27 protein-coding genes are annotated in these 26,818 nt (G+C 61.2%); 7 read left to right on the forward strand and 20 right to left on the reverse strand.

Annotation, left to right across the window (positions count from 1 at the left end; genetic code table 11):
• Positions 1-24: 24 nt before the first annotated feature.
• Entirely contained in the window at positions 25-591 is a 567-nt protein-coding gene (locus ACI2KS_RS08910; protein ID WP_404619166.1) for a DUF4174 domain-containing protein, read from the forward strand.
• 126 nt (positions 592-717) lie between these two features.
• Positions 718-1,062 (forward strand): 2-oxoacid ferredoxin oxidoreductase, encoded by a 345-nt coding sequence (locus ACI2KS_RS08915; RefSeq protein WP_404619168.1) that lies wholly within the window; start codon positions 718-720, stop codon positions 1,060-1,062.
• A 45-nt stretch (positions 1,063-1,107) separates the two neighbouring features.
• Here ACI2KS_RS08915 and ACI2KS_RS08920 read toward each other — a convergent pair whose 3' ends face one another.
• The 3 genes from ACI2KS_RS08920 to ACI2KS_RS08930 all read right to left on the reverse strand — a co-directional run bounded on the left by ACI2KS_RS08920 (position 1,108) and on the right by ACI2KS_RS08930 (position 3,739).
• Positions 1,108-1,671 (reverse strand): DUF5666 domain-containing protein, encoded by a 564-nt coding sequence (locus ACI2KS_RS08920; protein ID WP_404619504.1) that lies wholly within the window; start codon positions 1,669-1,671, stop codon positions 1,108-1,110.
• 284 nt (positions 1,672-1,955) lie between these two features.
• Entirely contained in the window at positions 1,956-3,422 is a 1,467-nt protein-coding gene (gene dacB / locus ACI2KS_RS08925) for a D-alanyl-D-alanine carboxypeptidase/D-alanyl-D-alanine-endopeptidase (RefSeq protein WP_404619169.1), read from the reverse strand.
• A gap of 11 nt (positions 3,423-3,433) precedes the next feature.
• Positions 3,434-3,739 (reverse strand): hypothetical protein, encoded by a 306-nt coding sequence (locus ACI2KS_RS08930; protein ID WP_404619171.1) that lies wholly within the window; start codon positions 3,737-3,739, stop codon positions 3,434-3,436.
• Between ACI2KS_RS08930 and ACI2KS_RS08935 the strand changes: the two genes are divergently transcribed.
• A complete protein-coding gene (locus ACI2KS_RS08935) occupies positions 3,738-4,082 on the forward strand; it encodes a YggL family protein (RefSeq protein WP_404619173.1) in 345 nt (114 codons plus the stop codon). The two genes, ACI2KS_RS08930 and ACI2KS_RS08935, sit on opposite strands and share 2 nt — an antisense overlap.
• 87 nt (positions 4,083-4,169) lie before the next feature.
• Here the strand turns inward: ACI2KS_RS08935 and ACI2KS_RS08940 are convergent, their stop codons facing one another.
• From ACI2KS_RS08940 to ACI2KS_RS08975, 8 genes are all read right to left on the reverse strand, one after another.
• Positions 4,170-7,808: a transporter substrate-binding domain-containing protein gene (locus ACI2KS_RS08940; protein ID WP_404619175.1), complete on the reverse strand. Its 3,639-nt coding sequence runs from the start codon at positions 7,806-7,808 to the stop codon at positions 4,170-4,172.
• Positions 7,809-7,816: 8 nt separating this feature from the next.
• Positions 7,817-8,443 carry a response regulator gene (locus ACI2KS_RS08945; RefSeq protein ID WP_404619177.1) on the reverse strand — a complete coding sequence of 209 codons (627 nt, stop codon included), beginning with the start codon at positions 8,441-8,443 and terminating at the stop codon, positions 7,817-7,819.
• Positions 8,444-8,818: 375 nt separating this feature from the next.
• Positions 8,819-9,208, reverse strand: coding sequence for a response regulator (locus tag ACI2KS_RS08950; RefSeq protein ID WP_404619179.1), 390 nt, complete (start codon positions 9,206-9,208; stop codon positions 8,819-8,821).
• A gap of 281 nt (positions 9,209-9,489) precedes the next feature.
• Entirely contained in the window at positions 9,490-10,821 is a 1,332-nt protein-coding gene (locus tag ACI2KS_RS08955; RefSeq protein WP_404619181.1) for a deoxyguanosinetriphosphate triphosphohydrolase, read from the reverse strand.
• Between the two features lie 84 nt (positions 10,822-10,905).
• Entirely contained in the window at positions 10,906-12,069 is a 1,164-nt protein-coding gene (locus ACI2KS_RS08960) for an EAL domain-containing protein (protein ID WP_404619182.1), read from the reverse strand.
• Between the two features lie 123 nt (positions 12,070-12,192).
• Complete coding sequence (locus tag ACI2KS_RS08965) at positions 12,193-12,534, reverse strand: hypothetical protein (protein ID WP_404619184.1); 342 nt, start codon at positions 12,532-12,534, stop codon at positions 12,193-12,195.
• Positions 12,531-12,917 carry a phage holin family protein gene (locus ACI2KS_RS08970; RefSeq protein WP_404619186.1) on the reverse strand — a complete coding sequence of 129 codons (387 nt, stop codon included), beginning with the start codon at positions 12,915-12,917 and terminating at the stop codon, positions 12,531-12,533. The genes ACI2KS_RS08965 and ACI2KS_RS08970 overlap by 4 nt, the downstream gene beginning before the upstream one ends.
• Positions 12,918-12,922: 5 nt before the next feature.
• Positions 12,923-13,237 (reverse strand): YqjD family protein, encoded by a 315-nt coding sequence (locus ACI2KS_RS08975; RefSeq protein ID WP_404619188.1) that lies wholly within the window; start codon positions 13,235-13,237, stop codon positions 12,923-12,925.
• 356 nt (positions 13,238-13,593) lie between these two features.
• On the opposite strand from ACI2KS_RS08975, the gene ACI2KS_RS08980 reads away from it, so the two are divergent.
• The 3 genes from ACI2KS_RS08980 to ACI2KS_RS08990 all read left to right on the forward strand — a co-directional run bounded on the left by ACI2KS_RS08980 (position 13,594) and on the right by ACI2KS_RS08990 (position 16,313).
• Positions 13,594-14,802, forward strand: coding sequence for an ammonium transporter (locus ACI2KS_RS08980; RefSeq protein WP_404619190.1), 1,209 nt, complete (start codon positions 13,594-13,596; stop codon positions 14,800-14,802).
• 137 nt (positions 14,803-14,939) lie between these two features.
• The gene (locus ACI2KS_RS08985; RefSeq protein WP_404619192.1) at positions 14,940-16,025 is read left to right on the forward strand and encodes an acyltransferase family protein; all 1,086 of its coding nucleotides are present in this window, start codon (positions 14,940-14,942) and stop codon (positions 16,023-16,025) included.
• A 48-nt stretch (positions 16,026-16,073) separates the two neighbouring features.
• Positions 16,074-16,313, forward strand: coding sequence for a glutaredoxin family protein (locus tag ACI2KS_RS08990; RefSeq protein ID WP_404619194.1), 240 nt, complete (start codon positions 16,074-16,076; stop codon positions 16,311-16,313).
• A 50-nt stretch (positions 16,314-16,363) separates the two neighbouring features.
• On the opposite strand, the gene ACI2KS_RS08995 is transcribed toward ACI2KS_RS08990, so the two are convergent.
• A complete protein-coding gene (locus ACI2KS_RS08995) occupies positions 16,364-16,630 on the reverse strand; it encodes a hypothetical protein (RefSeq protein ID WP_404619196.1) in 267 nt (88 codons plus the stop codon).
• Between the two features lie 566 nt (positions 16,631-17,196).
• Here ACI2KS_RS08995 and ACI2KS_RS09000 point away from each other — a divergent pair.
• Entirely contained in the window at positions 17,197-18,087 is an 891-nt protein-coding gene (locus tag ACI2KS_RS09000) for a pseudouridine synthase (RefSeq protein WP_404619197.1), read from the forward strand.
• A gap of 22 nt (positions 18,088-18,109) precedes the next feature.
• Here the strand turns inward: ACI2KS_RS09000 and ACI2KS_RS09005 are convergent, their stop codons facing one another.
• From ACI2KS_RS09005 to ACI2KS_RS09040, 8 genes are all read right to left on the reverse strand, one after another.
• Entirely contained in the window at positions 18,110-18,706 is a 597-nt protein-coding gene (locus ACI2KS_RS09005) for a cupin (protein ID WP_404619199.1), read from the reverse strand.
• Between the two features lie 177 nt (positions 18,707-18,883).
• Positions 18,884-19,447 (reverse strand): PPC domain-containing DNA-binding protein, encoded by a 564-nt coding sequence (locus ACI2KS_RS09010; RefSeq protein WP_404619201.1) that lies wholly within the window; start codon positions 19,445-19,447, stop codon positions 18,884-18,886.
• Positions 19,448-19,654: 207 nt separating this feature from the next.
• On the reverse strand, positions 19,655-21,232 hold the full coding sequence (locus tag ACI2KS_RS09015) for an aldehyde dehydrogenase (NADP(+)) (protein ID WP_404619203.1): 1,578 nt from the start codon (positions 21,230-21,232) through the stop codon (positions 19,655-19,657).
• 63 nt (positions 21,233-21,295) lie between these two features.
• Positions 21,296-22,252, reverse strand: a complete 957-nt coding sequence (locus ACI2KS_RS09020; RefSeq protein ID WP_404619205.1) for an amidohydrolase family protein — start codon at positions 22,250-22,252, stop codon at positions 21,296-21,298.
• The gene (locus tag ACI2KS_RS09025) at positions 22,249-23,220 is read right to left on the reverse strand and encodes an amidohydrolase family protein (protein ID WP_404619207.1); all 972 of its coding nucleotides are present in this window, start codon (positions 23,218-23,220) and stop codon (positions 22,249-22,251) included. The genes ACI2KS_RS09020 and ACI2KS_RS09025 overlap by 4 nt, the downstream gene beginning before the upstream one ends.
• A 17-nt stretch (positions 23,221-23,237) precedes the next feature.
• Complete coding sequence (locus ACI2KS_RS09030; RefSeq protein WP_404619209.1) at positions 23,238-23,696, reverse strand: thioesterase family protein; 459 nt, start codon at positions 23,694-23,696, stop codon at positions 23,238-23,240.
• Between the two features lie 75 nt (positions 23,697-23,771).
• Complete coding sequence (locus ACI2KS_RS09035; protein ID WP_404619211.1) at positions 23,772-25,700, reverse strand: TRAP transporter large permease subunit; 1,929 nt, start codon at positions 25,698-25,700, stop codon at positions 23,772-23,774.
• A 15-nt stretch (positions 25,701-25,715) separates the two neighbouring features.
• Positions 25,716-26,759, reverse strand: a complete 1,044-nt coding sequence (locus ACI2KS_RS09040; protein ID WP_404619212.1) for a TRAP transporter substrate-binding protein — start codon at positions 26,757-26,759, stop codon at positions 25,716-25,718.
• Between the last annotated feature and the right edge of the window lie 59 nt (positions 26,760-26,818).

Raw genomic sequence — 26,818 nt, forward strand, 5'->3', positions numbered from 1 at the left:
CATGAATATCGAAAGGAGGTGCGTATGTTAAGTCGGTCACTGGCCCTTGCCGTTCTGTTTGCTGTTTCCAGCCCCCTGCTGGCAGCTGACAGCGATACCCCGCTGGCGCAGGAGCGTGGCAGGACTCGTCCGCTGATCATCATTGCGCCAAGCTCGGTGGATCCGACGCTGGTCGCTCTCAAGGCTAGCCTCAAGGATCCGGCCAACCTGGACGCTTTCGCCAAACGCAACATGGTGCTGTACACCATTGTGAACATGATCGGTAAGCGGGAAGACAAGGATATGGACCCGCAGTCCACCATGGCCCTGATCCGCGGGCTGGCGTTGGGGGCGCAGGCCAGTGGTCAGGCGCAGGTGATCCTGGTGGGCAAGGATGGCGACAAGAAACTGACTCACAACGGACCTATCGAGCTCAAGGAAATTTTCAACACCATCGATCAGATGCCCATGGCCGAGAAGGAAGCAGCGGCCCCTGCACCCGTCGCGCCTGCCGCAGAACCCAAATCTGCGGCGCAGGGAGGTAAACCCGGCAAACCAGGCAAGCCGGGCAAGGCCGCGCCTGCAGCGCCGCCGGCTGCGCTCGATGACTGACCGGCCTCTGGCAGCGGGTGAGGCCCAGGCCCCGGTCTTGCCCTGTGCTGTGCGCACAGCATCGCCGGAATAGGGCTTGCTTGGCCTTGCTGTTAATATCGCTCCTTTTTGATTGAAAGGACTGTCATGAAACACTGGGCGGGAGCTGTAGCGCTGGCGATGCTGGCGGGTTGCATGAGTTTGAACCAGACGCGCTCAGCGGGGCCTGCGCAGGTTTACGCCAGCCAAAAGCCCGCCGCTGCGGTTGCCGAATGCATCAAGGTGACCTGGGCCAATACGCAGCTGTTCGGTGATGTCGCCGACGTGTTCATGGACAAGGGCAGTGCAGGTGAGCTGACCGTCTACACCACCGAAGGCGAGTATTTTGCCGACGTCCTGGGCAAGGGCGCTGCCACCACCATCAACTTCTACGCCAAACCAGGCGCCAAGGCCGTCGACCGGCGTGGCGCGGTATTGGCTACCTGCCTGTAGGTTTGCATGGCACCCCAGTGGCGGGCGCGTCAGATGGCGCGCCGCTCACATCGGCGGTGTCAGGCCATTTTCCCCAGCAGAAATCGACTGCGCGCTGAGGCTGCCGTCTGCGGCTTTCTGCGCCTGTAGCACGACTTTGACCCCGGGCTGGAGCAGGCTGCGATCGCCCGGCACCAGATTGACGATAGGGACGTCATCGGGGATCAGGATTTTCTTCTGCCCGCCCTTGTAGTTCACGGTGATGGTGCGGCCGTTGCTCGTCACCAGGTCACCCACTGAACCGTTGGTCATGGTGCTGTCCTTGCCCAGATCGAAAGCGCGATGCCCGTCGCCAGTGCCAGCCATCTGCGGCGGGAACACGTGGACCTCCAGCGCCTTGAGCGTGCCGTCAGGCTGCGCAACAGCGGCCGAGCCGATGTAGCTTCCCGGCTTTATTTCGGACACCTGCGCCAGGGTCACGCCGCGCACCTGGGTGTCCTTGGTCAGGTTGATCTGCAGGTCTTCACCGCGATTGCTGTGGACCTTAAGCAGATCGCCTTCGACTGCCGTGATCGCGCCGCGCACCCGGGTTGGCTTGACATCGTCGGCCTGTGACGGCCCGGCGAGCATCAACGCCGAAGCGAGCAGGCTGGAAATCAGCAAGGTGTTGCGCAGTCGCTTGCCTGTTGTCTTGTTCATGGCGGTCGCTGTCCTCTGGGGTCGTTTCGAGTCCACAGCATAGCGCCGTCCGCGACCGACGATGATGACGAGTCTGTCAGAAATGCAGGTCGCGCAAGGCAGGGGGCAGGGTATAGCGAAGACGGAGGCAGGGCATTTGCCGCACTGACGCAGAGGCTGTCTGCAGGTCAACTGCGCGTGCCGCGATAGGCGACAGCGCGCAAGTGCCGCGATAGCTATGGCTGCAATGAAACGGTGGTGTTGGCCAGCTTCGGCTGGTTGTACATGTTCACCAGCACTTCATCGAGGATCGAGGAGGCGCCCCATGGGCGAGGGTCGTTGAGGATCGCAACCACCACCCAGGTGTTGCCATTGCTGTCGCGGCTGAAACCGGCGATGGCGCGCACGGTGTTCAGGGTGCCGGTCTTGATGTGGGCTTCGCCGCGCAAGGCTGTGCGCTTGAGGCGCTTGCGCATGGTGCCGTCCATGCCCGCCAGCGGCAACGAGCTCATGAACTCGGCCTGGTACGGGCTGTTCCATGCTGCCTGGAGCATCTGCGCCATCTCCCGGGCACTGACGCGTTCAGCGCGGGACAGGCCCGAGCCGTTTTCCATGACCAGGTGCGGCGCGGTGATGCCTTTTTTCGCCAGCCACTGACGGATCACCCGTTGCGCCGCCTTGGCATCGTCGCCATCGGCTTCGTTGCGAAATTCCGAGCCCAGGCTCAGGAACAGTTGCTGAGCCATGGTGTTGTTACTGAATTTGTTGATGTCGCGAATGATTTCCGCAAGATCCGGCGAGTAGGCCTTGGCCAGCAGCTTGGCGCTGCCCGGTACCACATCCAGCCGGTCCTTGCCCAGAATGGTGCCGCCCAGTTCCTGCCAGATGGCGCGCACGGCGCCAGCGGTGTAGGTCGGGTGATCGAGCAGTGACAGATAGGTCTGCGAGTTGCAGCCATCACCCAATTGCCCGGATACGGTCACGGTGATGCCGCCGTCGGCTTCGGGAACAGGGTTGTACAGCACATCGCCCGTGCATTTGTTCGACGACAGCGCCTTGACCTGATTGTTGATGTGAATCGCGGCAATCGGTGGTTCTACGGAAACCAGAATCTTGCCGCCGTCATTGCGGGTCACGAAGCGCAGGGCCTTGAGGTTGACCATCAATGAGTCGGGACGAACCAGGAACGGCTTGTTCTTGTCGTTGCCATCATCGTCGAACACCGGCAGCTGCGGCTGGATGAAATGGCTGCGGTCGAGCACCAGATCGCCGGTGACCTGCTGCACGCCGTTGGCCCGCAGATCGCGCATCAGCAGCCAGAGCTTCTCCATGTTCAGCTTCGGGTCGCCGCCACCCTTGAGGTACAGGTTGCCGCGCAACACGCCGTTGCTCAGGGTGCCGTCGGTGTAGAACTCGGTTTTCCACTGGTGGGTCGGGCCGAGCATTTCCAGGGCCGCGTAAGTGGTGACCAGCTTCATGGTGGAGGCGGGGTTGACCGAAACGTCAGCGTTGAAGACCGTGGGTGTACCGGGACCGGTCACCGGCAGCATGACCAGAGACAGGGCATTGTTATCCAGCTTACTGGCCTTGATGGCTTCCTGGATCTTGGGAGGCAAGGCGGTGTTGATGGGTGCTGCGGCAACAGACAATGAGATCGGCAATAGCAGGGTGGCAAAAAACAGCGGACGCAAAGACTTGATCATTCAATAAAACCCTACTGCAAAAAGAGGGGGAACAGAGAGGGGATGGATTCCCTCACGACGTGAAAACAGCCCAAAAATTTCGCCTGCGGGCTGACAAACCAGGCCTTTTGCCAAAGCGGCATTATGCCCCAAGCTTTCGTGACTTGCGCCGGGGGACGGCCGTCAAACAGCGCTATTTTTTGCAAATTTTCTCCGATTGGCCCCATAAACCGCATTTTTCTGTACACCGTCGCCGGACGGCTGCGCGGTTTTCGGGCTTTTGGGCGCCCAAGCTGGTAGAGTGCCGGCCGATATTTACTTTTGAGGATTGTTTTCATGGCGACTAACCGTTCCCGCCGTCTGCGCAAAAAGCTCTGCGTGGATGAATTCCAGGAGCTGGGCTTCGAACTGAACCTGGAGTTCAAGGAAGACCTGGACGACGCGGCGATCGACGCTTTCCTCGACGCTTTCCTGACCGACGCTATGGATGCCAATGGCCTGGACTACGTCGGCGGCGATGACTACGGTCTGGTCTGCTCCGTCAAACGTGGTTCGGTCACCGAAGAGCAGCGCGCAACCGTCGAAAGCTGGTTGAAGGCGCGTGATGAAGTGATCAAGGCTGAAGTCAGCCCGCTGATGGACGCCTGGTACCCGGAAAAGGCAATCAACCCGACTGCCTGAGTGCCGTCGAGTTGCAAGAAGGGAAGCGCGCATTGAGCCCGCTTCCCTTTTTTGTTTCTGAGCATTGATAAGCGGGTTTGGCAGAAGCTACACCGGCGGTTGCCGGTGGCGCAGCAGCTTCTGCTCCAGCGCGGCCATGGCCGCTTGCAGTGCCTGCGCATAGCCGACCGTCACCGTGGCCGGGGCATCCTCCTCACAGGCCTGTTCGAGCAGCTCGCACAGGCCGATGACTTCGCTGGCGCTGATGATCCGTGCCGCGCCCTTGATCTTGTGGGCGATGTCGAGAATGTCCTGTCGGTTTCCCCGTGCGCTCGTCTGCGCCAGCTCCCTGGCATCGTCCCGGCTGCTGTTGATCAACTGGCCGATCAGTTGCTGGATCATTTCCGGACGGTTCCCGGTCAGGGTCACGATGCTGCCCATGTCGAAAAGAGCGCTGTCCTTGGGCTGAGCTGCGCGGTGTTGCCGAGTGCCGATGCGCGAAAGCTTGTCATTGAGTGCCGTCAGGCTGATCGGCTTGAACAGACAATCATCCATCCCCGCCTCGCGACAGCGCTGTTTTTCTTCGGGCTGGGCGTTGGCGGTGAACCCCAGCACGGTGCAGGGCTGTTGTGCGTGCTCGCCCTCATGGGCGCGTATGGCCCGGGTCAGGTTGTAGCCATTCATCACGGGCATGTTGCAATCGACGATCACCAGATCGAAGTGACCCGCCAACCAGTGCTCAAGACCCTGGGCACCCTGTTCGGCAACGACGCATCGATGCCCCAGGAATTCCAGTTGCTGGCACAAGAGCAAGCGGTTGGCCGGATGGTCGTCGACGACCAGGATATCCAGGGTCGCCGTGTGCTGATCAGCGGCGTCACGAGGCGCCGGAAGGTTGGCCACGGGGTCCAGGGACGTCAGCTCGAACAGCATTTGCACTCGAGTGCCTTCACCAGGCTGGCTGTCCAGGGTCAGCGTCCCGCCCATCATCTCGCACAGGCTACGGCAGATCACCAGGCCCAGGCCGGCGCCGGTCCGGGCCAGCTGTCCGCTGTTGTCGGCCTGGGCGAATGGCGCAAACAGGCGCGCCTGGTCGTCCTCGGTGATGCCAATCCCGCTGTCCTGAATCACCACTTGCAGCCTGATCTGCTGCTCATTGGCCGAATCCTCGGCTTGCAGGCTGATACGCACCTGTCCTTGCTGAGTGAACTTGATGGCGTTGCTGATCAGGTTGGAGAGGATCTGTTTGAACCGCAGCGGGTCGATCAACACGTCGATGTTGATCCGGCTGTCCAGCTCCAGTTGCAAGGCCAGACTCTTTTGCCGGGCAAGGCCGTCGAACACCCTGACCACCGACTCCACCAGTTGACGCAGGTTGGCCCGCTCCGGACTCAGGGCCAGCCGCCCCGATTCGATTCGGGCGATGTCGAGAATATCGCCGATCAGTTCGAGCAGATCCTTGGCAGAGCTGTACGCCACCTCGATGGCCGGACGATCGAGCTGGCCCTGATCCGCGCGCTTGAGGGCCAGTTCGAGCATGCCGATCACGGCGTTCATCGGGGTCCGGATTTCGTGGCTCATGGTGGCCAGGAAGGTGCTCTTGGCGCGGTTGGCGTCGTCGGCCTGTTGTTTGGCCGACTGCAGGTCTTCGATCAACTGGCGCCGGTCACTGATGTCGATCCAGCCACCAATGATGCCTTGGACCTGGCCCAGCGAATCGCGAAACGGCAGGATCCAGTGATAGATGGTCAGGGACTGGTCGCCGATACGCAGCGAGCGGTCGAGGATCAGCGGCGTGTCGCTGGCCATCACCTCCCGGTAATCGTCGACGTACTGCCGTGCCTCCTGCGGGTCGCTCAGCGCACTGTCGAGAATGCTCTTGCCGATCACGTCCTCGCGCCGGGCGGAGAAGGCGGTCAGGTAGCTGTCATTGCAGATCTGCAGCAAGCCGTCGCAGTCACGCACGTAGATCGGGTGAGGCGTGCCGTTGACCAGCGCACTCATGAACTCGAACTGGTCGCTCAAGGCCCGCTCTGCGCGTTCACGTTGCTTGATCTGACGGCGCATCCAGGCGTTCCAGGCCAGTGAGCCGAGCAGCAACAGCCCCGCACCGACGATGATCTGGTACACCAGCAACTGGTAGTCTTTCCAGGCACCGCGCCCGGTCGGCATGTAGGTGCGCCAGCGGTTGTTGATCACGGCCAGATCTTCCGGGGCGATGCTCGACAAGGCCTTGTCGATGATGGCAGTCAGTTCCGTGGCATTGCGCGAAGTGGCCATGGCGATACGTGCAGGCACCTGGCCCACCGTGACGCGCATTTGCAAGGCGTCGTGCAGCGCGCGCGATGAGAGGAAATAACTCGCGCTGAACAGTGAGGTGATTGCCCCTTCCACACGTCCGTGGGCGAGCATGTCCAAAGCCTGGGCCGGGTTGTCGACTTCTACCGGGTAGATGCTCGGGTGGGCTTGTCTGAGGTACGACAGGACCGGGCTGCCGAGGGTCAGGGCCACGCGCTTACCCTCCAGCTGGTCGAGGTTGGAGGGGCTGGAAGTCTGTTTGCGGGTGACCAGCACAAAGGCATTGTCCATGTACGGACGACTGAAGCTGAAGCGGTTCTCCCGCTCGTCGCTGGGGATCATCGCGCCGATCAGGTCGGCCTGGCCCTGGGCAAGCCGGTTCATCATGTCGCCCATGCCGGGTGCATGGCTGACTTCAAAGCGCAAGCCGGTGCGTAACCTGATCAGGTCCAGCAGATCGGCGGTGACCCCTCGAAAATTCCCGCTGGCATCGAAAAACGTCAACGGTGCGTAGGCGTCGTTGATCACCACCCGCACCGTTGGATGCTGGGCGATCCAGCGTTCCTCGCGTTGAGTCAGTTGCAGTTTCTGATCCGTGAGCATCAGGTCCGAGCCCGCGCCCCAGCGTTTGGAAATGGCGATGCGTTCCTCGATCGGGATGCCCTTGAGGATCAGGTTGACGATATCGAGCAACTCGGTGTTGTCCGCGCGCATCGCGAAGCTGAAGCCGTTTGGTTCGTGCTTGCCGAAGTTGGCCATCTGCACATTGTTCAGGTAGCCCTTGCTGATGACGTAATGGGTGGAAATCGCGTCGCCCAGGAAGACGTCGGCCTGATTGAAGGCCACGGCGTTGATTGCGCTCTGAAACGAAGGGAAGGTCTGCAGGCGGGCCTTGGGGTACAGCGCGCTGATTTCATCAGGGGGAAGATAGTGATAGGCCATGCTCAGGCGCAGGTCGTCGAGGCCGTCGGTCACCAGGCGCGGTTCCCCCACACGTGTCACCAGCACCGGCTGATCGATCGCATAGGGCGCCGAGAGCTTGAGGTTCTGAGCGGCTGCTTCGTAGCCGTTGGCACTGCCCAGCAGGTCGATGTCACCTCTGATCAGCGCGTCTATGGCCTGGCTTCGGGTTTCATAGCGCAGGACCCTGATCGGCAGATCCAGCGCCCGCGCCAGCATGCCGGCATAGTCGGCGGTGAAGCCTTCGTAGTCATGACCGGTGAGGGTCATGTCGAAAGGGGGATAGTCCGGGGCGGACGTCCCCAGAATCAGCTCGCGCCGGTTGCGTACCCACTGCCATTGACTGCGGTCCAGGGTCACGTCCATATGCGCCGGATTGGAGCGGCTGAGCAGGTTGTAACGCTCGGCCGCCGGCGACTCGGCCCGCACGGTGCTACTCAGGCAAACAAGTACGGCGGCTATCCAATAGTCCCTTAACGCCTTCGACATCCTATCTCTCACACTAACGAATTGCGTTTTGCCATCTCGATAAGTTCTACCAGAGTCTTGGCTTTCAGTTTCTGCATTAAGCGAGTCTTGTAAGTGCTCACGGTCTTGTTGCTGAGAAACATGCCCTTGGCGATTTCCTTGTTTGTTCGCCCTTGAGCAAATAATTGCAATACCATCAGTTCCCGATCATTGACCAGTTTGAAGCGCTCGAGTTCGTTCGGGTCGCCGTCTTGTCCGCTGGGTGCTCCGAGGGCCTGGCTCGGGAAATAATTGTAGCCGGATAATACTGCTTTGACCGAGCTGACAAGTTCGCTGAGGTCTTCCTGCTTGCACACATATCCGGCCGCACCCGACTGCATGCAACGAATGGCAAACAGGCTCGGCGCCTGCGCCGTCAGCACCAGAATCTTGGAGGGCAGATTCATCGCGTTGAAGCGGGCCAGGACTTCGAGCCCGTCAAGCTTGGGGATGCTGATGTCGAGGATGATCAGGTCCGGCATGCATTCGCGCACCATTTGCATCGCATCCACACCGTTATCGGTCTCACCGACGATCTCGTAATTTTCATTTTCCAGCAGCATTCGGATGGCCAGGCGAATGACCGGATGATCGTCGATGATAAAAACTGAGTTCATAATTCAATCCATAACAGGCTGCGAAGAAAGCGCGCACCTTATCTCAGATGCTCGAAGGCGCGCATGAACAGAAGGGGCTCGCGGCCATATATAGGAAAAATCCTACAAAAATTAGCGTATTGACGTACGTCAATGCCCAGGAAGTTCATAAATGTTTAAAAAAGTCGAGGCTCGCCGCTGTGAGAAAAGTTATCAAGAGGAAGGCGTTTATTTCGAATGGGAATAGTCCTACGGTTGAGTAAGGTTCAGGCTACGTAGTTAAACCTTTGAAGTTTTTCCATGCGGCCGAGCGAGTTGCGAGTGTGATAACCGGGCGGTGAAACGCCCTCGTTATTTGTTCGCCGACAAGTCAGAGTAGGGGTCGGATATCAGAGTTCACTCGTTCGGCGTGACCAGGCGCAAAAGCTCCAGGGTGTTCAGGGGCTTGTTCAGGCAACCGAGTAATGGAAGCCCTCTATGTCGGGCCCGGCGCTCGATGTCGAGCAATTGGGCCGTGTCCAGGCCGCTGAACAGCACAGCCTGGCGGATCAACCCGCGCTGGCTTGCCAGTTCGATCAGTTCGACACCGCCCATATCCGGCAGACGCTGATCGCACAGCAGCAGGTCATAGGGCTCGGCGCTGCGCTCAAGGGCGCTGATGGCCTCCGCCGCGGTCATTGCCGGCGTCAGCAGATAGAGGCCGTGGTTATTGAGCAGGATCTGCACGGCGATGAGTTGGAACGGGTGATCCTCTACCAGCAGGATGCGAAGCTTTTGTCTGAACATCGAGGTTTCCAGATTGGGCGATGAGGGGCGGATGGGCCATCGGCAGCGCGTCGTGCGCGCCTCGAGCCTGTGTGGGCAAGACGTTGCAGGCTGGTGAGGATGCGGGCTGGTGAGTGTTGTCGAGCTGGCGGATTATTCGGTAGAGGTAGGAGGGCGGCGATAGGTTATTTCTGGATAGCGGGTAGGACGTTTCTGAAGCTCCGGTTTTCTTTTCCGGAATGCATGAAAAGAAAAGCCCGAGCTCCTGACGGATTTCGGGCTTTTGCCTGGGACTGACGCCTCTACACCGGGCTTGAGTGCCCCGTCATTTCCCGAGCCATCTCGCTGGCATAGCTGTCGGTCATGCCGGCAATGAAATCGATGACGCGCAGAAACGAGGTATGCAGCGGCCATTGCGGATCGGGTGCGTTATTGCCCAGCAGGTCGAGGATGCGGCGGCTCTTGAACGAGGGGGTGTGGCCGCCGAACTGCTCCAGAGCCGCCCCGCAGAAGGCGTTCAAGAGGATCTCCAGGGTGGTGTAGGCGCCAATCTCGTGGAGGGTCTTGCGTTTGTCCTGGAAGATCTTCTTGCGCGCCATGTCCTTGGCGTTCAGCACGCAGCGCTTGGCCGGGCCGTGCATGTGTTCGACCAGATCCCCCTGTAGCGTGCCGGCCAGCAAGGCGTCCTGTTGTTCGACGAAAGCGCGGGCGGCGGCATTGGTCAGGTGTTCGATGGCCTTGCCGCGCAGGATGGCCAGTTTGCGTCGTCGTGAGTCGCCTGGCCCCAGTTGGCGATAGGTCTCAGGCAAGTCATCGCCCACCAGCCCCAGCAGCAGGGATTCGACCTCCGGATAGCTGAGCAGATCCATCTCCAGCCCGTCCTCAAGGTCGATCAGCGCGTAACAGATGTCATCGGCCGCTTCCATCAGGTACACCAATGGATGCCGGGCCCAACGCTGTTCCTCCAGTTGTGGCAGCCCGAGTTTCTGGGCGATCTGCTCAAGGATCGGCAGCTCGCTCTGGTAGCAGCCGAACTTGTGTTTCTTGTAGCCCAGGGAGTCGGCATGCCGAGCTGTCCACGGGTACTTGAGATAGGTGCCAAGGGTCGCATAGGTCAGCCGGGTACCGCCTTCGAACTGGTGATATTCCAGCTGGGTCAGGACGCGAAACCCCTGAGCGTTGCCTTCGAAATTGAGGAAGTCGTTGCGCTCGACCTCGCTCATGCCGTCGAGCCAGCCACGCCCTGCGGCCTGCTTGAACCAGTTGCGGATGGCGTCTTCGCCGGAATGCCCGAACGGCGGATTGCCGATGTCGTGCGCCAGGCAGGCCGATTGCACGACCATGCCCAGATCCGCCGGGTCGCACCAGTCGGGCAGGGCGCTGCGCAAGGTCTCGCCGACACGCATGCCCAGCGAGCGGCCTACGCAGCTGACTTCCAGCGAGTGGGTCAGGCGGGTATGAATATGATCGTTGCTGGTCACCGGGTGGACCTGGGTCTTGCGTCCCAGGCGCCGGAATGCCCCTGAGAAAATGATTCGGTCGTGGTCCTTGTGAAAAGGGCTGCGGCCCAGCTCTTCAGGGCTGTGCAGGGTCTTGCCAAGGCGCTCGCGGGTAAGCAGGGTTTGCCAATCCAAGGCCGGTACTCCATCGGGTGATTACCGGACTAGCTTCCCGGTTCGTCAACCGGGCTGCAAGCACAAGATGGTCGGGCGAGTGAATCAAAAACCGACGGCATCGACGTCGATCAACAGCAGCCGCTGGCCGTTGTCGAAGAACTGCCCCGCCGTCAGGCAATACTGATTGCTGGTGGCATCGCGGTAGGTGTTGGACAGCGTCAGACGACGCTCATGCCAGCCCTCGGCGAGCAAGTGATAGAAGTACGGGCGCCACGACCAGTTGTGACCCAGGTAGCGGGTGTCGGCGATCCATTCCCCATTGCGCCATTCAAGGTTGGGCGTGAGCTGCGTGCCATGTCGATCGCATTGGTAGAAGCGCAGCAGCCAGGGGTAGTCCTGCACTTTCGGCAGATCGCTCAGCGGCGCATTGCTTTCGGCCCAGGTCTGCAGGCCAAGCATGAGTTGGCTCAGGCGCTTGCGCAGGTTCATCAGCCGCTCACGCTCGTCGACCTTCTGCATTACGTAGCGATCACGCAGCCTGGCAAAGCGCTCGACGAACGCGTTGGCGGCGAAAAAATCTCGTTCCGCCTGGGCAAAGAGGAAGCCCTGAACGTAGCGCGAACCACATTCGAGCGCGAAATCCAGCTCTGCTTCGGTTTCCACGCCCTCGGCAATGATCCAGCAGCCGGTCTTTTCAGCCATCTGTGCCAGGGCCTTGACCACATCGCTGCTCGGCCCTCCACGGGCAGCTGCCTGGAACAGGCGCATATCGAGCTTGAGGATGTCCGGTTGCAGCGCCAGGACCCGGTCCAGTTGCGAATAACCGGCGCCAAAATCGTCGATCGCAATTCGCGCGCCGGCCTGCCGATAACGCGCCACGACATCGCTCAGGCGCTGGCTGTCGCCGCCCAGTTCCGTGATCTCGAAGACGATCCGCTGCGGGGCAATTCCGTGTTCCTGTAATTGCTTGAGGCTGGGCAGCGGCTGGCCCGGCCTGAGGCGGCTGATCCAGCGTGGAGAAATATTCAGGCTCAGGAACCAGTCGGCGGGGGCCTCATGCAGGCGTCCCAGAGCATCGTCGCGGATCAGTCGATCCAGGCGGCGCAGTTCGGCAGCCGGTCTCCTGGGGTCGGCAAACAGCGGCCCGACCGACTGCAGTCGACCATCTTCCTGACGCAGACGTCCCAGCGCTTCTACTCCGGCAATACGCCCCGTGGCGGTATCGATGAACGGCTGAAAACAAGCTAGCGGTTGCCCATCGATCACATGGCCTCCTCAATTGGTTATTGGCATGATTATCAAACGCAAACGCCGCGCCCTGGACCAATGTGAACCATTGGAAAAAGGCACGGCGCAGGTTTGTTGCAAGAATGCAGCCAAATGGCCATCTCAGGGCCGGCGGGACGCCCCTTGCATGACCAGTCTGATCAGCGGCAAGACGCTGGCGCTGAGTTTGATCAGTCGGCCGATATTGCCGGTGCGTTTGCTGCGAGCGCCTTTACCGGTGAGGAAACCCAGCAGAGAAACAGCGCCGACACCCCACAACGGCGCGTGCTTGATCCCCAGCGAACCGGGCAGGTCATGGGCCATCCCGCGCATGCGGTGCAGCGGGCGCATCAGCTGCGCTGACTCGTGACGAATCTCCTGGCGGTGCATCTCCATGCGCAGACGGATCAGCGCCTTGCGCAGTTCGCGACGATTATGGGTCTGGGGCGAATCAGGGGTACTCATGGCATCAGTCGCTCGCGGTCGTTGGCCAGTTCTTCCAGCGTTGAATGGAAGGGGGAGGACTCGTCGAAGATCGCGGCCTTCAGACGCAGTGCGCAAAACAACGCCGCCAAGGTGTAGAACCCACACAGGCCGATGATCCCGGTGAGGCGATAGCTGTCCCACACCAGTACCAGCAGCAGCGCGGAAAGCCCGATCAGAAGCAGCAGCGCAAACACCAGCGCCAGCCCGGCGAACAGCAACAGGCTGACGGTCCGCGCTTTCTGTTCCTGCAGCTCGATGCCGAACAATTCGACATGGCTGTGCAACAGACCCAGAAATGCGGCTCCCAGGCGACGCGGCGAAGAGCTGTTATCGGTCTCGGATGGACCTGTTCCCGACGTCATATCGATCAGCGCCTTGTTGCCAGCAAGCCCAGCAGGAAGCCAACGCCAGCTGCAATACCCACCGACTGCCACGGGTTGTTCTGAACGTATTCTTCCGTTGCAACCACCGCCTCCTTGCCGCGTTCACGCAGGGTTTCTTCTGCCAGCGAAAGGGTCTCGCGGGCGCGCACCAGGCTTTCGTTGATCTGACCGCGCAGCTCGTCAGCTTGTTCACCGGCCAGAGATGCCGTGTGTGCCAGTAGCTTTTCCGTGTCGGCAACCAGTGTCTGGAAGTCTGCCATCAAAATATCCTGGGCTTTCTCTGCGGTTGGGCGAGCCATTGGTGTTCTCCGTCTAAGTGGCAATTGGTTTTTCGAGTATGGCTCATTACCGAAGGTTCATTCCAATTGCTGCAAAGTGTGTGCGGTCGGCCTGGTACAGCTTTTGCTTTGTGATGGTGCGCCAGGGAGGTGTAGCGCTCCAATGCAGAGCGCGAAGGTCGGCCGATAAGCCCAGACCTTGATCCCAAACCATAAAACCGAGAACTGCGCCCCGGCTTTCAATATTTCTGCCTATCGTCGTGCGCCAAAACAGGTCGCGGCGGTTTCGCTTTGCGCCTCGATGGTGCTGTTTTTGCGAACGGGCTGAAGTCTTGTCTTGCTTTGGTGCTTTTCATGACTTGCAGGCCTGCCTCTCGATGGAAAATGTGCAAAGCGCGGTGGACACCCTGGTCCATAGCTCCAATACCCTGTTTATTCTGATCGGCGCAGTCATGGTCCTGGCCATGCACGCCGGTTTCGCTTTCCTGGAGGTCGGCACGGTCCGGCAGAAAAACCAGGTCAATGCGTTATCGAAAATCCTCAGCGATTTCGCCGTCTCGACCCTGGCGTACTTTTTCGTCGGTTACTGGATTTCCTACGGGGTCAGTTTTCTCCAGCCAGCAGCGGTGATCGCTGCCGATCATGGATATGGGCTGGTGAAGTTTTTCTTTCTGCTGACCTTTGCCGCCGCGATCCCGGCCATTATTTCCGGCGGCATCGCCGAGCGCGCACGCTTCGCCCCGCAACTGTGCGCGACGGTGCTGATCGTGGCGTTTGTCTATCCGTTCTTCGAGGGCATGGTGTGGAACGGCAACTTCGGGTTGCAGGCCTGGCTGCTGAACACCTTTGGCGCACGCTTTCATGACTTCGCAGGATCGGTGGTAGTGCACGCCATGGGTGGCTGGCTGGCGCTGGCGGCAGTGACGCTGCTGGGCGCACGTAACGGCCGTTATCGCGACGGCAAGTTGGTGGCTTATCCGCCGTCGAGTATTCCGTTTCTCGCGCTCGGCTCCTGGATCCTCATCGTTGGCTGGTTCGGGTTCAACGTCATGAGCGCCCAGACCCTCGATGGGGTCAGCGGACTGGTGGCGGTCAATTCGTTGATGGCCATGGTCGGGGGCACCGTTGCGGCGCTGCTTGTGGGGCGCAATGACCCGGGCTTTCTGCACAATGGCCCGCTGGCCGGGCTGGTGGCGGTATGCGCCGGCTCCGACCTGATGCATCCGGTGGGTGCGCTGGTCACCGGCATCATCGCCGGGGCGCTGTTCGTCTGGTGCTTTACCGCAGCGCAGGTGCGCTGGAAAATCGACGACGTGCTGGGTGTCTGGCCGTTGCATGGCTTGTGCGGGGTCTGGGGCGGGATCGCCTGCGGTATCTTCGGCCAGACCGCCTGGGGCGGCATGGGCGGGGTCAGCCTGATCAGTCAGTTGATCGGCAGCGCCCTGGGCGTGCTGGTCGCGCTGGCCGGCGGTTTTGCCGTGTATGGCGCGATCAAGCTGTGCCTGGGGCTGCGCTTGAGCCAGGAGCAGGAGTATTACGGCGCCGACCTGTCGATCCACAAGATCGGTGCCGTCAGCCACGACTGAAGCGCAATGGACGCACTTGGCTATGCTTATCGGCGAACGGGCAGGCATGGCCGGCGGCAGCGCTTGCGGATGCACATCCCCCGATATTCCTGATTTTGTCGCGATCCCGGTGATGGCGTCTGCTGTAGGAGCGGTCGATGGAGCGTATCTATTCCCTGCAGGGTTTGAGGGGGCTGGCCGTGCTGGGTGTGGTGCTGTTCCACATGAGCGCGGTGGAGCACAAATATTCCGGCGGCGACGTCCTGCTGCCGCCGCTTGTGGATTTCTTCCAGCTGGGCGTCGACCTGTTCTTCATCATCAGTGGCTTTGTGATGGTGATCGTCAGCCGCGAACGTTTTCAGAGCCGTGCCGAATCCAAGCGGTTTGTGTTCAACCGTGTGTCGCGGATCTATCCCACCTACTGGCTGTACTACCTGCTGACGCTGGCGGTGGTGCTGGTCCAGCCGAGCATGGTCAACAGCAGTCACGGCTCGTCCAATCTGCTGATGTCCTTGTTGTTGCTGCCCAACGATCGCGTGCTGCTGGTGATGGTGGCCTGGTCGCTGCTTTTCGAGTTGTGGTTTTACCTGGTGTTCACCGGCCTGATGGCTTTTCGCGAGCGTTGGCTGCCGGCGTTTCTGGCGGGGTGGGCGGTGATCCTGCTGCTGTTCAACAGCCTTGCCGATTGGCAGGATTACAACTCGGCGCTGAAGATCATGCTGCACCCGTACGCGCTGGAGTTCATCGCCGGTGTGGCGTTGGCGTTGCTGTTTTACAGTCGCCACAGCGCGCGGATTGCGACCCCGGTGATTTGCGCAGCGTTGCTTGCGGCGTTGCTGCCGGGTATCGGGTTGATCGGCTACTACCGGCTATTCGATGAGCAGGGCATGCTGCGAATGGTCGCCGTGGCGGCGGTATTCGGCACGCTGATCTTCGGCCTGGCGCTGCTCGAGCGGCGCAGGCACATACGCATGCCAGCGTTTCTGGTGGCAGTCGGGGATATGTCCTACACGGTGTATCTCTCGCATTTGCTGGTGCTGGGCGTCGTCGGGCGCGCCTGGCAGATCCTCGGCAACCGGCCAGACAGCCTGCTGGACAACGCACTGTTCTCGATGCTGATGCTGGTGGCAGTCCTGTGTTACGGCTGGGTCGGCTATCGCTGTTTCGAGAAACCGGTGCTTGACCGTTCCAACGATTTTTCCAGACGGCGTTTCAGGCTCGACGCGATTTCCGGGCGGGCATAAACTGGCACACCGCACAGCGCAGAAAACCCGTGATCAGAGGGCCACGTCATGCCACCGGAATGCCAACTGCTCGGCACCCTGGGTTGTCATTTGTGTGAAGTCGCCGAGGCCGAACTGATGCCCCTGGTGGAGCATGGCCTGTTGATCGAACTGATCGATATCGCAGAGAGCGTGGCCATGAGTGAGGCCTATGGCCTGCGCATTCCGGTGTTGCGACGCACGGACACCGGTGCCGAACTGGACTGGCCGTTCGACACCGATCAGGTGGTGATGTTCTTGCGCGACTAGCCGCCTGAGACCCGTCGACTTACGCTTGAATCCGGCCTCGAACCTGTCGCTCAGAGATACTGAGTGTCCACCACCATCGCCTTGGCCACTGCTTCTTTCTGCGCATCGCTCATGCCGTCCCAGACGTGGACTTTGGCGTAGTAGCCAAGGCCGGCGACGACATACAGGCTCAGGGTGAAAACGATGAACACCGACATGAAGGTCCAGCGACCGACATCGCGCTCTTCGTCGGAGAACGACTGCGAATAGCTTTCGTCGTTCTCGGCGGAGGTACCGGTGGACAGGCGTTTGATCCATTGAAACAGTTGACCGAGCATGGCGTAACCTCAAAGTTTGAAAGAGAAAATCTGTCGTGGGCAGTGCAAGACTTCGGATACTTGAGCCTTGGGTGCCGACGTGAAAGTCCCGGCAATCGCGCCTGACGCGCGGTACAAACGCTGAAAACGAAAAAAGCCCGTCGAGGACGGGCTTTCTTTTTATGAGTTCAGGTCTGGCAGGCGTTTTCGAGGTTGCTCATGAAAAGCTTCATGTGCGTTCGGTTTCGCGCCTGCTTGCCGATTTGGAAACATTTTAGAACAAATCATTTTCCGCATCTACTGCTGTCATGTAGATGTCTGACAACTGGTACATCTAAACGCTGCGGCAAATCGTCACGCGCTGGAGTGCCAGTCGCTTGCGCAACACTTCAGCTTGCCAGTAGCTCAGGGACTTCGCCGCCGCCAAGCGGTGCTGCTATCGGGATCAGTGGGCAGTTGAGAACGAAGGTGACGGCCGTCGTCGCCATTGCAATCACATCGCAGCCGCCTTTGTTCGCACAGGGCGGCGACGCTGAGCGATAATCGCGCCGCTGTTCGCATCCGCCATTGCCGATCCTGAGTTGCCCATGTCCGAATCCGCTTTCACCCCCGCCCATCATCAGGCCAGTACCTTGTATCTGCCGCCTGGCCCCTGGCTGACCGTGCTCGATTGTCTGTGCGAGCGCTTCAGCGCCATCAGCCGCCAGCAATGGCTTGACCGTATCGCCCGTGGCCGGGTGCTGGACGGCGAGGGGCAGCCGATCCAAGTGGATCTGGCGTATCGCGAGGGGTTGCGCATCCACTATTTTCGCGAGGTGCCCAACGAGACGCCGATACCGGTACAGGAGACGATTCTCTACGCCGACGAACACCTGGTGGTCGCCGATAAACCGCATTTTCTGCCGGTGACCCCGGCTGGGGAATATATCGAGCAGACACTGCTGCGGCGCCTGATCCGCACGCTGGATAACCCGGACCTGGTGCCGCTGCATCGCATTGATCGTCATACCGCAGGCCTGGTGCTGTTTTCAGCGAACAAGCAGAGCCGTTCGGCCTATCAGCAACTGTTTCCGACCCGGAAGATCGACAAGTGCTATGAAGCCATCGCCCGTCCTTTGCCTGACCTGGACTTCCCCCGCGTGCATAAAAGCCGGCTGATCGATGGCGAGCCGTTTTTTCGCATGCAGGAAGGCGAAGGGCCGAGCAACACCGAAACGCGGATCGAGGTACGTGAGCGCACTGCCGATCTGTGGCGCTACGGGCTTTATCCGGTGACGGGCAAGAAACACCAGTTGCGAGTGCACATGGCCGCGCTGGGCGCGGCTATCTGCAACGATCCTTTTTATCCGGATGTGATCAAGGATGCGCTGGATGAGTATGACAAGCCCTTGAAACTGTTGGCCCAGGGGCTGCGATTCATCGATCCGCTGACGGGGCAGGAGCGGGTGTTCGAAAGCCGGATCACGCTGGATTGGTGATGCGTTGCCTACCAATCGATTCTCACCCCACCGGCCAGTATTGGGTCAACGGCGGTTGTCTTCCGCTCACCGGGTCGGTTTCCGGAAACGGCAGCGCGGCCATGCGCTTGAGCATCGCCGCGCTGGGCGCCTGGCGGCAGATGTCCCATGGCTGGTCAGGCGGATAACCGCCGACCACCAGCAAGTCCTCGCTTGCCCAGAGGCGGCAATGGCCGGTGCCGGTGGGCAGCAGCACCACGTCGCCCTTGTTGACCGTCACCTCATGCCCACCCGGCCCGCCCAGCATCAGGCGTGCGCTGCCTGCGGCGAAGCCGAGTACTTCATGGGCAGTCGAGTGATAGTGGTGATAGTCAAACACGCCATCGCGCCATGCCGGCTTCCAGCCGTTTTGCGTGAACAGCGCTTCCATCGCCGAAGCGACGTCGCCCTCGTTGATCACATCGGTGTAATGCAGCACCGGCAGGCGCGGGTTGTTCGGCACCCAGTCGTTGCGTTGCAGCAAGCGTGTCTGTGGAGTTCGCATTCTGTCCGCCCTGGCGAAACCGGTCGGCAGCGCAATGGCACCCGCGCCGAAAACCAGTGCACCTTTAATGAAGTGTCGTCGATCGAAAAGAGTCATGTGCCGTCCTCATTGACAGCAGACCCGAGGAAGTCGGCTTGTGTTCCTGAGCCCAGGCCCGTGATTGCAGTCCGACACAGCCTTGCGGCATGGCGAACGGCCCAAGGCGCCGTGCGAATAAGACCAAGCGGCGCCCGGACCGCGACGGCGATGTCCAGACCCGGGCAGCCTGGTCGGTCAGAGCCCGAGCACGTTGGCGCCGATACACGGATCGATGCCGCGCTCCAGGCGTTTGGGGTGCACGATTACGGTCAGTTCCATGGAGCCGGTGGTCACGTCAAAATCCAGAATATGCCCGCCGTAGGCCTGAAACGACGCATCGCCTGCCACGCCGTGCATGTGGATGGACGGCTGATCGTTTTTCCACGCCAGCGAGCCGGTGATGCTGGCCATCTCCATGTTGCTGTAGACCCGGGTGTCGAAATCCTTTCTGTCCTTGTTCCAGAACCCGAACTTCACGTTGCCAAAACCAATGCCGCTGATCGAAGCGCTGGGGATCTTCTCGGCGATGGCCAGTCTGCTCAGTTCCTTGAAGGCATTGTCGCCCTGGCGCAGGACCATCAGAAAACCGGTCGGGGTTTTGTTGTAACGCGGGGTGGACTCGGTTGCGCATTGCATGGGCGCCGGCGTCGCGGCGGGTAAGGTGTTGGCAGCGGCCAGTGGCAGGTTGACCGAGTTGAGCAGCAGCGCCCCACCGAGTACGAGCATCAGACGGGGTAGCGGGCGTGGTTTGACGAGCATGGAACTTCCTCTGTTTTTGTTTTAAGGGTAGGTGCGACGACATTCGGGGCGAACGCATCCAGCGCCTGATTCGCAACAGGCGCGGGGCTGGTTCGGTCGATCATGAGTTTCCCTGGCGAGCCGGCTTGCTGACGTGGGCCTGAGTTGAAAATACGTCTCTGACCGTTGGCATTCGCCAGCAAGCTCACTGCCAAAGGGTTGTGCGGTTTATAACGCCGCGCGGCTGCTGACACCGTCCAGCAAGCGGGCGATCTCCAGCGGATTGCTGTTTTTCAGCGCGTCAGGCAGCAGGGCGTCCGGGCAGTTCTGATAGCAGACCGGGCGCAGAAAGCGGTCGATGGCCAACGTGCCGACCGAGGTACCGCGGGCATCCGAGGTCGCAGGATAAGGCCCACCATGGACCATCGCCTCACACACCTCGACGCCTGTCGGATAGCCGTTGAACAGCACCCGGCCGACTTTCTGCTCCAGCAAGGCGAGCACCTCACCCAGATCAGTGAGTTCAGTGTCCTCAACGATCAAGGTCGCGGTGAGTTGACCGCGCAGGCCGTGCAGCGCCTGTATCAGTTGGGCCTTGTCGTTCACCTCGACGAGGATCGTGGTGGGGCCGAACACTTCCTCCTGCAGCAATTCATCGCCTGTAAGCAGCAGATTCACATCGGCCTTGAACAATTGGGGCCGAGCCTGGTTGCCTTGTTGTTTGGCGCCAGCCAGGTGCGTCAGGCCTGGATGGGCCGCCAGGTTTTCCAGGCCGTGGCAGTAGTTTTTCAGGGCGCCGCTGTTGAGCATGGTCTGCGCCGCCTGCTCGTTCATCAGTTGCGCGAAACGTAGCTGGAAGGCAGTGAATTCAGGCGAGCGAACACCGATTACCAGGCCCGGACGGGTGCAGAACTGACCGGCACCCAGGACCACCGATGCTGTCAGCTCGGCGGCAATCCTGTCGCCGCGTGACTTCAGCGCTTCTGGCATCAACAACACCGGGTTGATGCTGCTCATCTCGGCGAACACCGGGATCGGTTGCGGGCGCGCGGCTGCCATGTCGCACAGTGCGCGACCGCCGCGCAGCGAGCCGGTAAAACCTACCGCTTGAATCGCCGGATGCTTGACCAATGCCTCGCCGACGCTGCCGTAGAGCATGTTGAAAACGCCTTTGGGCATTGCGGTTTTTTCGGCGGCACGCACGATAGCGTCGGCGACGTAGTCAGCGGTCGCCATGTGCCCACTGTGCGCCTTGAACACCACCGGGCAGCCGGCAGCCAGGGCGGCTGCGGTGTCGCCCCCGGCCGTGGAGAACGCCAGCGGAAAATTGCTGGCGCCAAACACCGCCACCGGTCCCAGACCGATGCGGTATTGACGCAGATCGGCACGTGGCAGCGGCTGACGATCGGGCTGGGCGCGGTCAATGCGGGCGCCATGGAAATCGCCGCGACGCAGCGTCTGGGCAAACAAACGCATCTGACTGCTGGTGCGCGCGCGCTCGCCCTGGATCCGTGCGGCGGGTAATGCGGTTTCACGGCAGACCAGCGCGATGAACGCCTCGTCCAACGCATCCAGCTCCATGGCGATGGCATCGAGGAACTGCGCGCGACGCTCGGCAGGCAGGTTGCGCAGCACCGGGTAGGCGCTCGCCGCTGCCTGTGCCGCCTGGTTCACCTCGTTGGTCGTGGCCGCGTGAAACCCATAGGGCAGGGCCTCGCCGCTGCTGGCGTCATGGCTCGGCAGGGTGAGCGAACCTTGGGCCGAGCGGGTGCCGGCGATGTAGTTGTGACCTGAAACTTCAAACATAAGTACTCCTTCAAGGGCCCGATGCAGCGGCGGGCAGGCATGTGGACAGGTAGATGAGAACGCTCAGGGCAGTCGGTAAATACGCCGGGCGTTGTCATGGAAAAGCGCCAGACGCTCAAGCACTGGCCTGTCGCCGACGATGGTCTTGAAACCGTCATAGATTTCGCTCATGCCGTTCACCACGCCGTCCACCGGGGAGTTGCTGGCAAACGCACAGCGGCTGAGGTCAAAGATGGCAATGGCGTCATTGACGATGCTTCGGTTCGACGCGATCGGCCACGGTTGACCGGGAATGCAGATCCCGGAGATCTTCAGCGCCACATTGGGCTCGCCGGCCAGGGTCGCCAGCGCCTGACGCCATCCGGCCAGGCCTTCGGCAGAGCGGTCCGAGGGCAGCCCTGTGTGGTTGAGCACGATGGTCACGTCAGGGAAATCGCGCGCCAGCTCGGCGGCTTCCGCCAGATGCCACCAAGGGGCTTGCAGCTCGAAGTGCAGATCGTTGTCGCCGAGCAGTGCATAGCCGTCGCGCCAACGCGGATCGCGCATGGACCCGGCCGCGGCGAAGTCATCGCGCCAGCGGTTACGCTCGGTCACCGTCGGTTTGTGGCGAACGCCGCGCAGCAACGGATGGGCGCCGTAGTGACGCAAGAGTTGGGCAGCGTCTTCACGATCCAGCCAGGCCTGGCCGACCATCGCCGCCAGGGTCGACTCCTCGGCTGCCAGCGTTTCGATGAAGCGCATTTCGCTGGCCGGGCTCGCCGGGTCCCATTCACCCTCTATGACCACGGTCTGGACAATTCGATGGCGACCCGCGGCGCGCCGGTAATCGGCGGGCAGGAAGTTGCGACAGATGGAGCTGTAATCGCCATAGCGAAAGGCGCGCAATGGCCGGTCATTGAGCCACGGGTAGTAGTGCTGCTCGATGTCGAAGTAATGCTGATGAGGGTCGATGATGGGCAGATCAGCGTCGTCGCCGCTGGCGAGAAAGCGTGCGCGCCAGTCGATGGCCAAGTCAGTCATGCCGACGCTCCAGACGCCGGCAGTTGCAGGCGGTAAAAGCGTTGGGCATTGCCCGCAAATACCGCTTCCTGCACTGCCCGGCCCCAGGGTTCGAGCATCTGCGCCACGCCGTTGGCAATCGTGTCATAGGAGGCACGCAGTCCGGCGACCGGGAAGTTGCTGGCAAACATGCAACGCTCTGGGCCGAAGGTTTCCAGCGCGTGGCTGACCACCACGCGGTTGTCTTCATAGCGCCATGGCGAGTCCTTGAGGCCGAATTCGGACAGTTTGATGTGCACGTTAGGCTGCGATGCCAGCGCCTCCAGTCCTTTGCGCCAGCGACGCATGCCGGTTTCGCTGCGATCCCAGGCGAACCCTGTGTGGTTCAGGGCGATCTGGATATTGGGAAACATCGCAGCCACTGCTGCCGCTTCGATCAGGTGCCAGGGCGGGACGCGCAAATCCCAGGACAAGCCGTAATGCTCAAGGCGAGAAAAGCCTTCAAGCCACTTGTGGTCTTGCATCGTCCCGGGTACGCCGCGCAGCGATTCCTCTGGCGAGGGCGCAGTCACCGGCTTTGAGCGGATGCCGCGGACCAATGGCCGCGCCGCCTGGGCGGCGAGCATCTGCTCGCTGTCGTCGCGATCGAACCAGGCGTGGGCAACGATGGCGTTGGGGAAACCGAAGCGGGCATGCACCTGTTCCAGCCATAACGTTTCGGCCAGCTGTTGGTCGCGCGCGCGCTCGGCTTCGACATGCACAGTGCCGATCAGCCGTTGCTGGCGGGTCAGGGCAAGAAACTGTTGCGGCAAGAAATCCTGGCACAGCGAGCGGTAGTCGCCGAGGAAAAACTCGTGGTGATAATCATCCTGTAACCACGGGTAGCGACCGGCCGACAGATCCCACAGATGATGGTGGGCATCGACAACCGGCAGCGCACCTTCAGGCGCCAGGCTGGGCAGACCGTTGTGTTGATGCAGGGTAATCATGGCGCCGGCTCCCTGCTTCAACGTGACGTCGCCAGACGCGCGGTGCTCAGGGCGACGTCTTGGGCATCACTCGTCAGCGCCGACGCCGCTTTTGCCTGCACCCGCGCACGCAACTTGGCGACATTGATCACCACGCGGGTGTGGGCCGCGGTGGCCACCAACTCGACCTCGTCGCGGACTTCGATATTGAAGGTCACGCTACGCCCCTCGATCCGCGTGACGCTGGCGACGATGCTGACCGACATGCCCGACAACGTGGCGCCGACATGGCGGATGTCGACCGCCGCTCCCACGCTGTTCTCACCCTCGTCGAGGAAGTTCAGCAGGTAGTCCAGGCACGTCTGTTCGATGTCATCCACCAGCCGTGGCGTTGCGTAAATGCGCAGGTCTTCGCCGAGAAACGAGATGGTGCGTTCGCGGTCGACGGTCAATTGGCGCTCGGTGTAATCGCCGGTGTTCAGGGTGGAGAAGTTCATGGGCAACCTCTTGCGCAATGAATGGAGCGTGAGCCGCCGAGCCAGTGTCCAGCGGCATTGAAAGTCAGCTGGGGTTCAACGCGTCGGCAAAAAGCCGATGGACACCCAGGGCACGGCGATCAGCACGCCCAGGGCCAGTACCAGCGCGCCCAGGTACGGCCAGACCCGGCGCATGGCGCCTGTAGGGTCGACCTTGGCAATGGCGCAGGCCGCGTAGAAGCCCACACCGAAGGGCGGGGCGAACAGGCCCAGACCCATGGCGAAGATCGCGACCATGGCGTAGTGCACGTCGTTGATACCCATCGCTCGGGCGATCGGAAACAGCAGCGGGCCGAACAGCACGATGGCCGGAATTCCTTCCAGGAAGCTGCCCAGGACAATGAAGGCCAAAGCCGAGATGATCAGAAAACCCAGGGCGCCGCCGGGTACCGTTGACATCAGTTGTGCCAGCTGATGGGAGAAGCCTGACTGTGTCAGGGCCCAGGCCATGGCCGTGGCGCTGCCGATGATGATCAGGATCGAGCCCGACAACGATGCGGTGCTGACCAGAATCGGGTACAGCCGGCGCCAGTCGAAGCAGCGGTAACACAGCAGGCCGGCAACGAAGGTGTACGCCACGCCGATGGCGGCCACTTCCGTGGCGGTGGCCACGCCTTCGACCACCGCTGTACGAATCACGAACGGCAGGGCCAGGGCGGGCAGGGCGATCAGCAATGAACGACCGATCTGCCGGACGCTGGCGCGCTTGACCTCGCAGGCATCACGCTTGCGGTTCTTCCACCAGACCACCGCCGCCATGGCGATGGCTCCGACCACCGCGGGCATGAAACCGCCGGTAAACAGCGCGGAAATCGACACGCCGGTCACCGAACCGATGGTGATCAGTACCAGGCTTGGCGGGATGGTTTCGGACATGGCGCCGGACGCGTTGAGCATCGCCACCAATTCGTTTTCATCCTCGCCGCGCTTCTTCATTTCTGGAAACAGTGCCGGGGCGATGGCTGCCATGTCGGCGGCCTTGGAGCCGGAAATGCCGGAAATCAGGTAGATGGCGCCAATCAGGACGTAGGACAGTCCACCGCGGACATGACCGATCAGCGAGCAGAGAAAGGCGATCATGGCCCGGGCCATGCCCATGGCCTCGATCAACGCACCGAGGAACACGAACAGCGGAATCGCCAGCAGAATCAGGCTCGCCATGCCCTCGTCCATCCGCCCGACGACCAGCGTCAGCGGTGTATCAGTCATGGTCGACAGGTAGGCGACAGTCGCCAGCCCGAACGCCACCATGATCGGCACGCCCATGACGATCATGGTCATCACGCCAACCAGGAAGAAGACGATCAGGTTCCAGTTACCCATCAGCTGCATGACACCTTCAGCGCTCCACAACAGCGCCGCCACCGAGCCGAGAATGGCCACCGACACCACGAAATCGATCAGCCGCGCGGTAGTCATCAGCCGCGCCACGCAGGTCATCAGCATCAGGCTCAGCCCCACGGCGATCGCCGAGACGCGCAGCGCGTTGGGAATCTCCAGTGCAGCGGTGGTGATGATCCATTCGTCACTGACGTATTCCCACGCCGGGGAAAACAGCATGACGATGAAGGTGATGACGATCACCGCGCCGAAGGTGTCGACGAAGGCGCGTTTGGGCGCAGGCAAGTGGGCAATGAACGACGTCAGGCGCATGTGCTCGCCTCGGCGCATGGCCACCACCGAGCCCAGCATCGCCAGCCAGAGGAACAGCAGCGAGGCCATTTCATCCCCCCAGACAATTGGCTGGTTGAGCGCGTAGCGGCAAAACACGTTGCCGAACAGCAGGACCACTTCGACCACCACCAGCAGCGCGGCGCTGCCTTCGGTGGTCCAGCGCAGGACAGTGTCCAGGGCACGCCCCAGACGGAAAATGGCGTGGCGCGGGCTGAGTCCTTCAGCGCGACTACTGTTCGTCATGGACAGCTTGGGCACAGACAGCGGTGCCACGGGGATCTCGTTTTTCATGACCATGCCTCCGGCTCAGGACAGTTGACCTGCGTATTGTTCAAGCAGGGCCCAGGCCTCATCGCCGTACTTGTTCTTCCACTGGGCGTAGAAACCCTTTTTCTGCAGCTCGTTGCGGAACAGCGAGCGGTCGACCCTGTTGAAGGTCACCCCCTTGGCAGTCAACGCAGGTTCCAGGCTGGCATTGAGGTCGATCACTTGCTGGCGTTGCACCAGCGCTGCGGCGTTGATCTGCCGGGCGACGATTTCCTGCACGTCGGCGGGCAGCTTCGGCCAGGTCTTGCCCGAGGCGAGCATCCAGAACCCACCCCAGATGTGGTCGGTCATCGAGCAGAACTTCTGCACCTCGTAGAAGCGCGCCGACTCAACCACCACCAGTGGGTTTTCCTGGCCATCGACCACTTTGGTCTGCAAGGCAGAATAGGTTTCATTGATGCTGATGCCGGTCGGCGAGGCGCCCAGGGCGCTGAACATCGAGGTCCACAACGGGCTGACCAATACCCGCAGTTTGAACCCGGCAAGATCCTGGGGCGTGTTGATCGGACGGGTCGAGCTGGTGATCTGGCGGAAGCCGTTATTCCACACCTTGTCCATGGCGATCAGTCCGGTCTTCGCGGTCTGGGCGCGTACGTGCTCACCCAGCTTGCCGTCAAGGGCGGCCCACACGCTGTCGTAGTCCTTGAATGCGAACGGCATGCTTTCGATCGACATCATCGGCACCAGCGTCGACAGGATCGCGCCGGGCAAGGGGATGAAGTCCACCGCGCCGGCGCGGACCTGGGACAACATGTCGGTGTCGCCGCCCATCGAGGCGTTGGCGTACACCTGCAGGTCGACGGCGCCATTGGTCTCGCTGCCGATCGCCTGCGAGGCGGCTTTCATCTGCTGGTTCAGCGGATGGGTGTCGGGCAGGCTGCTGGTGTAGCGCAGCACGATGGGCTTGGTGGCGGCAAAGGCCCACGACGGCAACAGGCTGGCGGCGAACGCCCCGCCTGTGGCCGCGCCGGCCGAGATCAGGAATGAACGGCGGCTTACGCCTTCGGTCAGGATGCGACTCATGATGTTCACCTTGTTGTTCTTGTTTTGATGATCTGTCCGGGTGATCGACGGCGACTGAC

Origin of the sequence: Pseudomonas sp. NPDC087358, assembly GCF_044900785.1 — a bacterium.
Taxonomy (GTDB): Bacteria; Pseudomonadota; Gammaproteobacteria; order Pseudomonadales; family Pseudomonadaceae; genus Aquipseudomonas.

What these genes read in the sequence shown, in the direction of transcription:
- ACI2KS_RS08910 (WP_404619166.1), top strand. Translation starts at nt 25, where the DNA reads ATGTTAAGTCGGTCACTGGCCCTTGCCGTTCTGTTTGCTGTTTCCAGC.
- ACI2KS_RS08915 (WP_404619168.1), top strand. Translation starts at nt 718, where the DNA reads ATGAAACACTGGGCGGGAGCTGTAGCGCTGGCGATGCTGGCGGGTTGC.
- ACI2KS_RS08920 (WP_404619504.1), bottom strand. Translation starts at nt 1,671, where the DNA reads ATGCTCGCCGGGCCGTCACAGGCCGACGATGTCAAGCCAACCCGGGTG.
- dacB (WP_404619169.1), bottom strand. Translation starts at nt 3,422, where the DNA reads ATGATCAAGTCTTTGCGTCCGCTGTTTTTTGCCACCCTGCTATTGCCG.
- ACI2KS_RS08935 (WP_404619173.1), top strand. Translation starts at nt 3,738, where the DNA reads ATGGCGACTAACCGTTCCCGCCGTCTGCGCAAAAAGCTCTGCGTGGAT.
- ACI2KS_RS08930 (WP_404619171.1), bottom strand. Translation starts at nt 3,739, where the DNA reads ATGAAAACAATCCTCAAAAGTAAATATCGGCCGGCACTCTACCAGCTT.
- ACI2KS_RS08940 (WP_404619175.1), bottom strand. Translation starts at nt 7,808, where the DNA reads ATGTCGAAGGCGTTAAGGGACTATTGGATAGCCGCCGTACTTGTTTGC.
- ACI2KS_RS08945 (WP_404619177.1), bottom strand. Translation starts at nt 8,443, where the DNA reads ATGAACTCAGTTTTTATCATCGACGATCATCCGGTCATTCGCCTGGCC.
- ACI2KS_RS08950 (WP_404619179.1), bottom strand. Translation starts at nt 9,208, where the DNA reads ATGTTCAGACAAAAGCTTCGCATCCTGCTGGTAGAGGATCACCCGTTC.
- ACI2KS_RS08965 (WP_404619184.1), bottom strand. Translation starts at nt 12,534, where the DNA reads ATGAGTACCCCTGATTCGCCCCAGACCCATAATCGTCGCGAACTGCGC.
- ACI2KS_RS08970 (WP_404619186.1), bottom strand. Translation starts at nt 12,917, where the DNA reads ATGACGTCGGGAACAGGTCCATCCGAGACCGATAACAGCTCTTCGCCG.
- ACI2KS_RS08975 (WP_404619188.1), bottom strand. Translation starts at nt 13,237, where the DNA reads ATGGCTCGCCCAACCGCAGAGAAAGCCCAGGATATTTTGATGGCAGAC.
- ACI2KS_RS08980 (WP_404619190.1), top strand. Translation starts at nt 13,594, where the DNA reads ATGGAAAATGTGCAAAGCGCGGTGGACACCCTGGTCCATAGCTCCAAT.
- ACI2KS_RS08985 (WP_404619192.1), top strand. Translation starts at nt 14,940, where the DNA reads ATGGAGCGTATCTATTCCCTGCAGGGTTTGAGGGGGCTGGCCGTGCTG.
- ACI2KS_RS08990 (WP_404619194.1), top strand. Translation starts at nt 16,074, where the DNA reads ATGCCACCGGAATGCCAACTGCTCGGCACCCTGGGTTGTCATTTGTGT.
- ACI2KS_RS08995 (WP_404619196.1), bottom strand. Translation starts at nt 16,630, where the DNA reads ATGCTCGGTCAACTGTTTCAATGGATCAAACGCCTGTCCACCGGTACC.
- ACI2KS_RS09000 (WP_404619197.1), top strand. Translation starts at nt 17,197, where the DNA reads ATGTCCGAATCCGCTTTCACCCCCGCCCATCATCAGGCCAGTACCTTG.
- ACI2KS_RS09005 (WP_404619199.1), bottom strand. Translation starts at nt 18,706, where the DNA reads ATGACTCTTTTCGATCGACGACACTTCATTAAAGGTGCACTGGTTTTC.
- ACI2KS_RS09010 (WP_404619201.1), bottom strand. Translation starts at nt 19,447, where the DNA reads ATGCTCGTCAAACCACGCCCGCTACCCCGTCTGATGCTCGTACTCGGT.
- ACI2KS_RS09015 (WP_404619203.1), bottom strand. Translation starts at nt 21,232, where the DNA reads ATGTTTGAAGTTTCAGGTCACAACTACATCGCCGGCACCCGCTCGGCC.
- ACI2KS_RS09020 (WP_404619205.1), bottom strand. Translation starts at nt 22,252, where the DNA reads ATGACTGACTTGGCCATCGACTGGCGCGCACGCTTTCTCGCCAGCGGC.
- ACI2KS_RS09025 (WP_404619207.1), bottom strand. Translation starts at nt 23,220, where the DNA reads ATGATTACCCTGCATCAACACAACGGTCTGCCCAGCCTGGCGCCTGAA.
- ACI2KS_RS09030 (WP_404619209.1), bottom strand. Translation starts at nt 23,696, where the DNA reads ATGAACTTCTCCACCCTGAACACCGGCGATTACACCGAGCGCCAATTG.
- ACI2KS_RS09035 (WP_404619211.1), bottom strand. Translation starts at nt 25,700, where the DNA reads ATGAAAAACGAGATCCCCGTGGCACCGCTGTCTGTGCCCAAGCTGTCC.
- ACI2KS_RS09040 (WP_404619212.1), bottom strand. Translation starts at nt 26,759, where the DNA reads ATGAGTCGCATCCTGACCGAAGGCGTAAGCCGCCGTTCATTCCTGATC.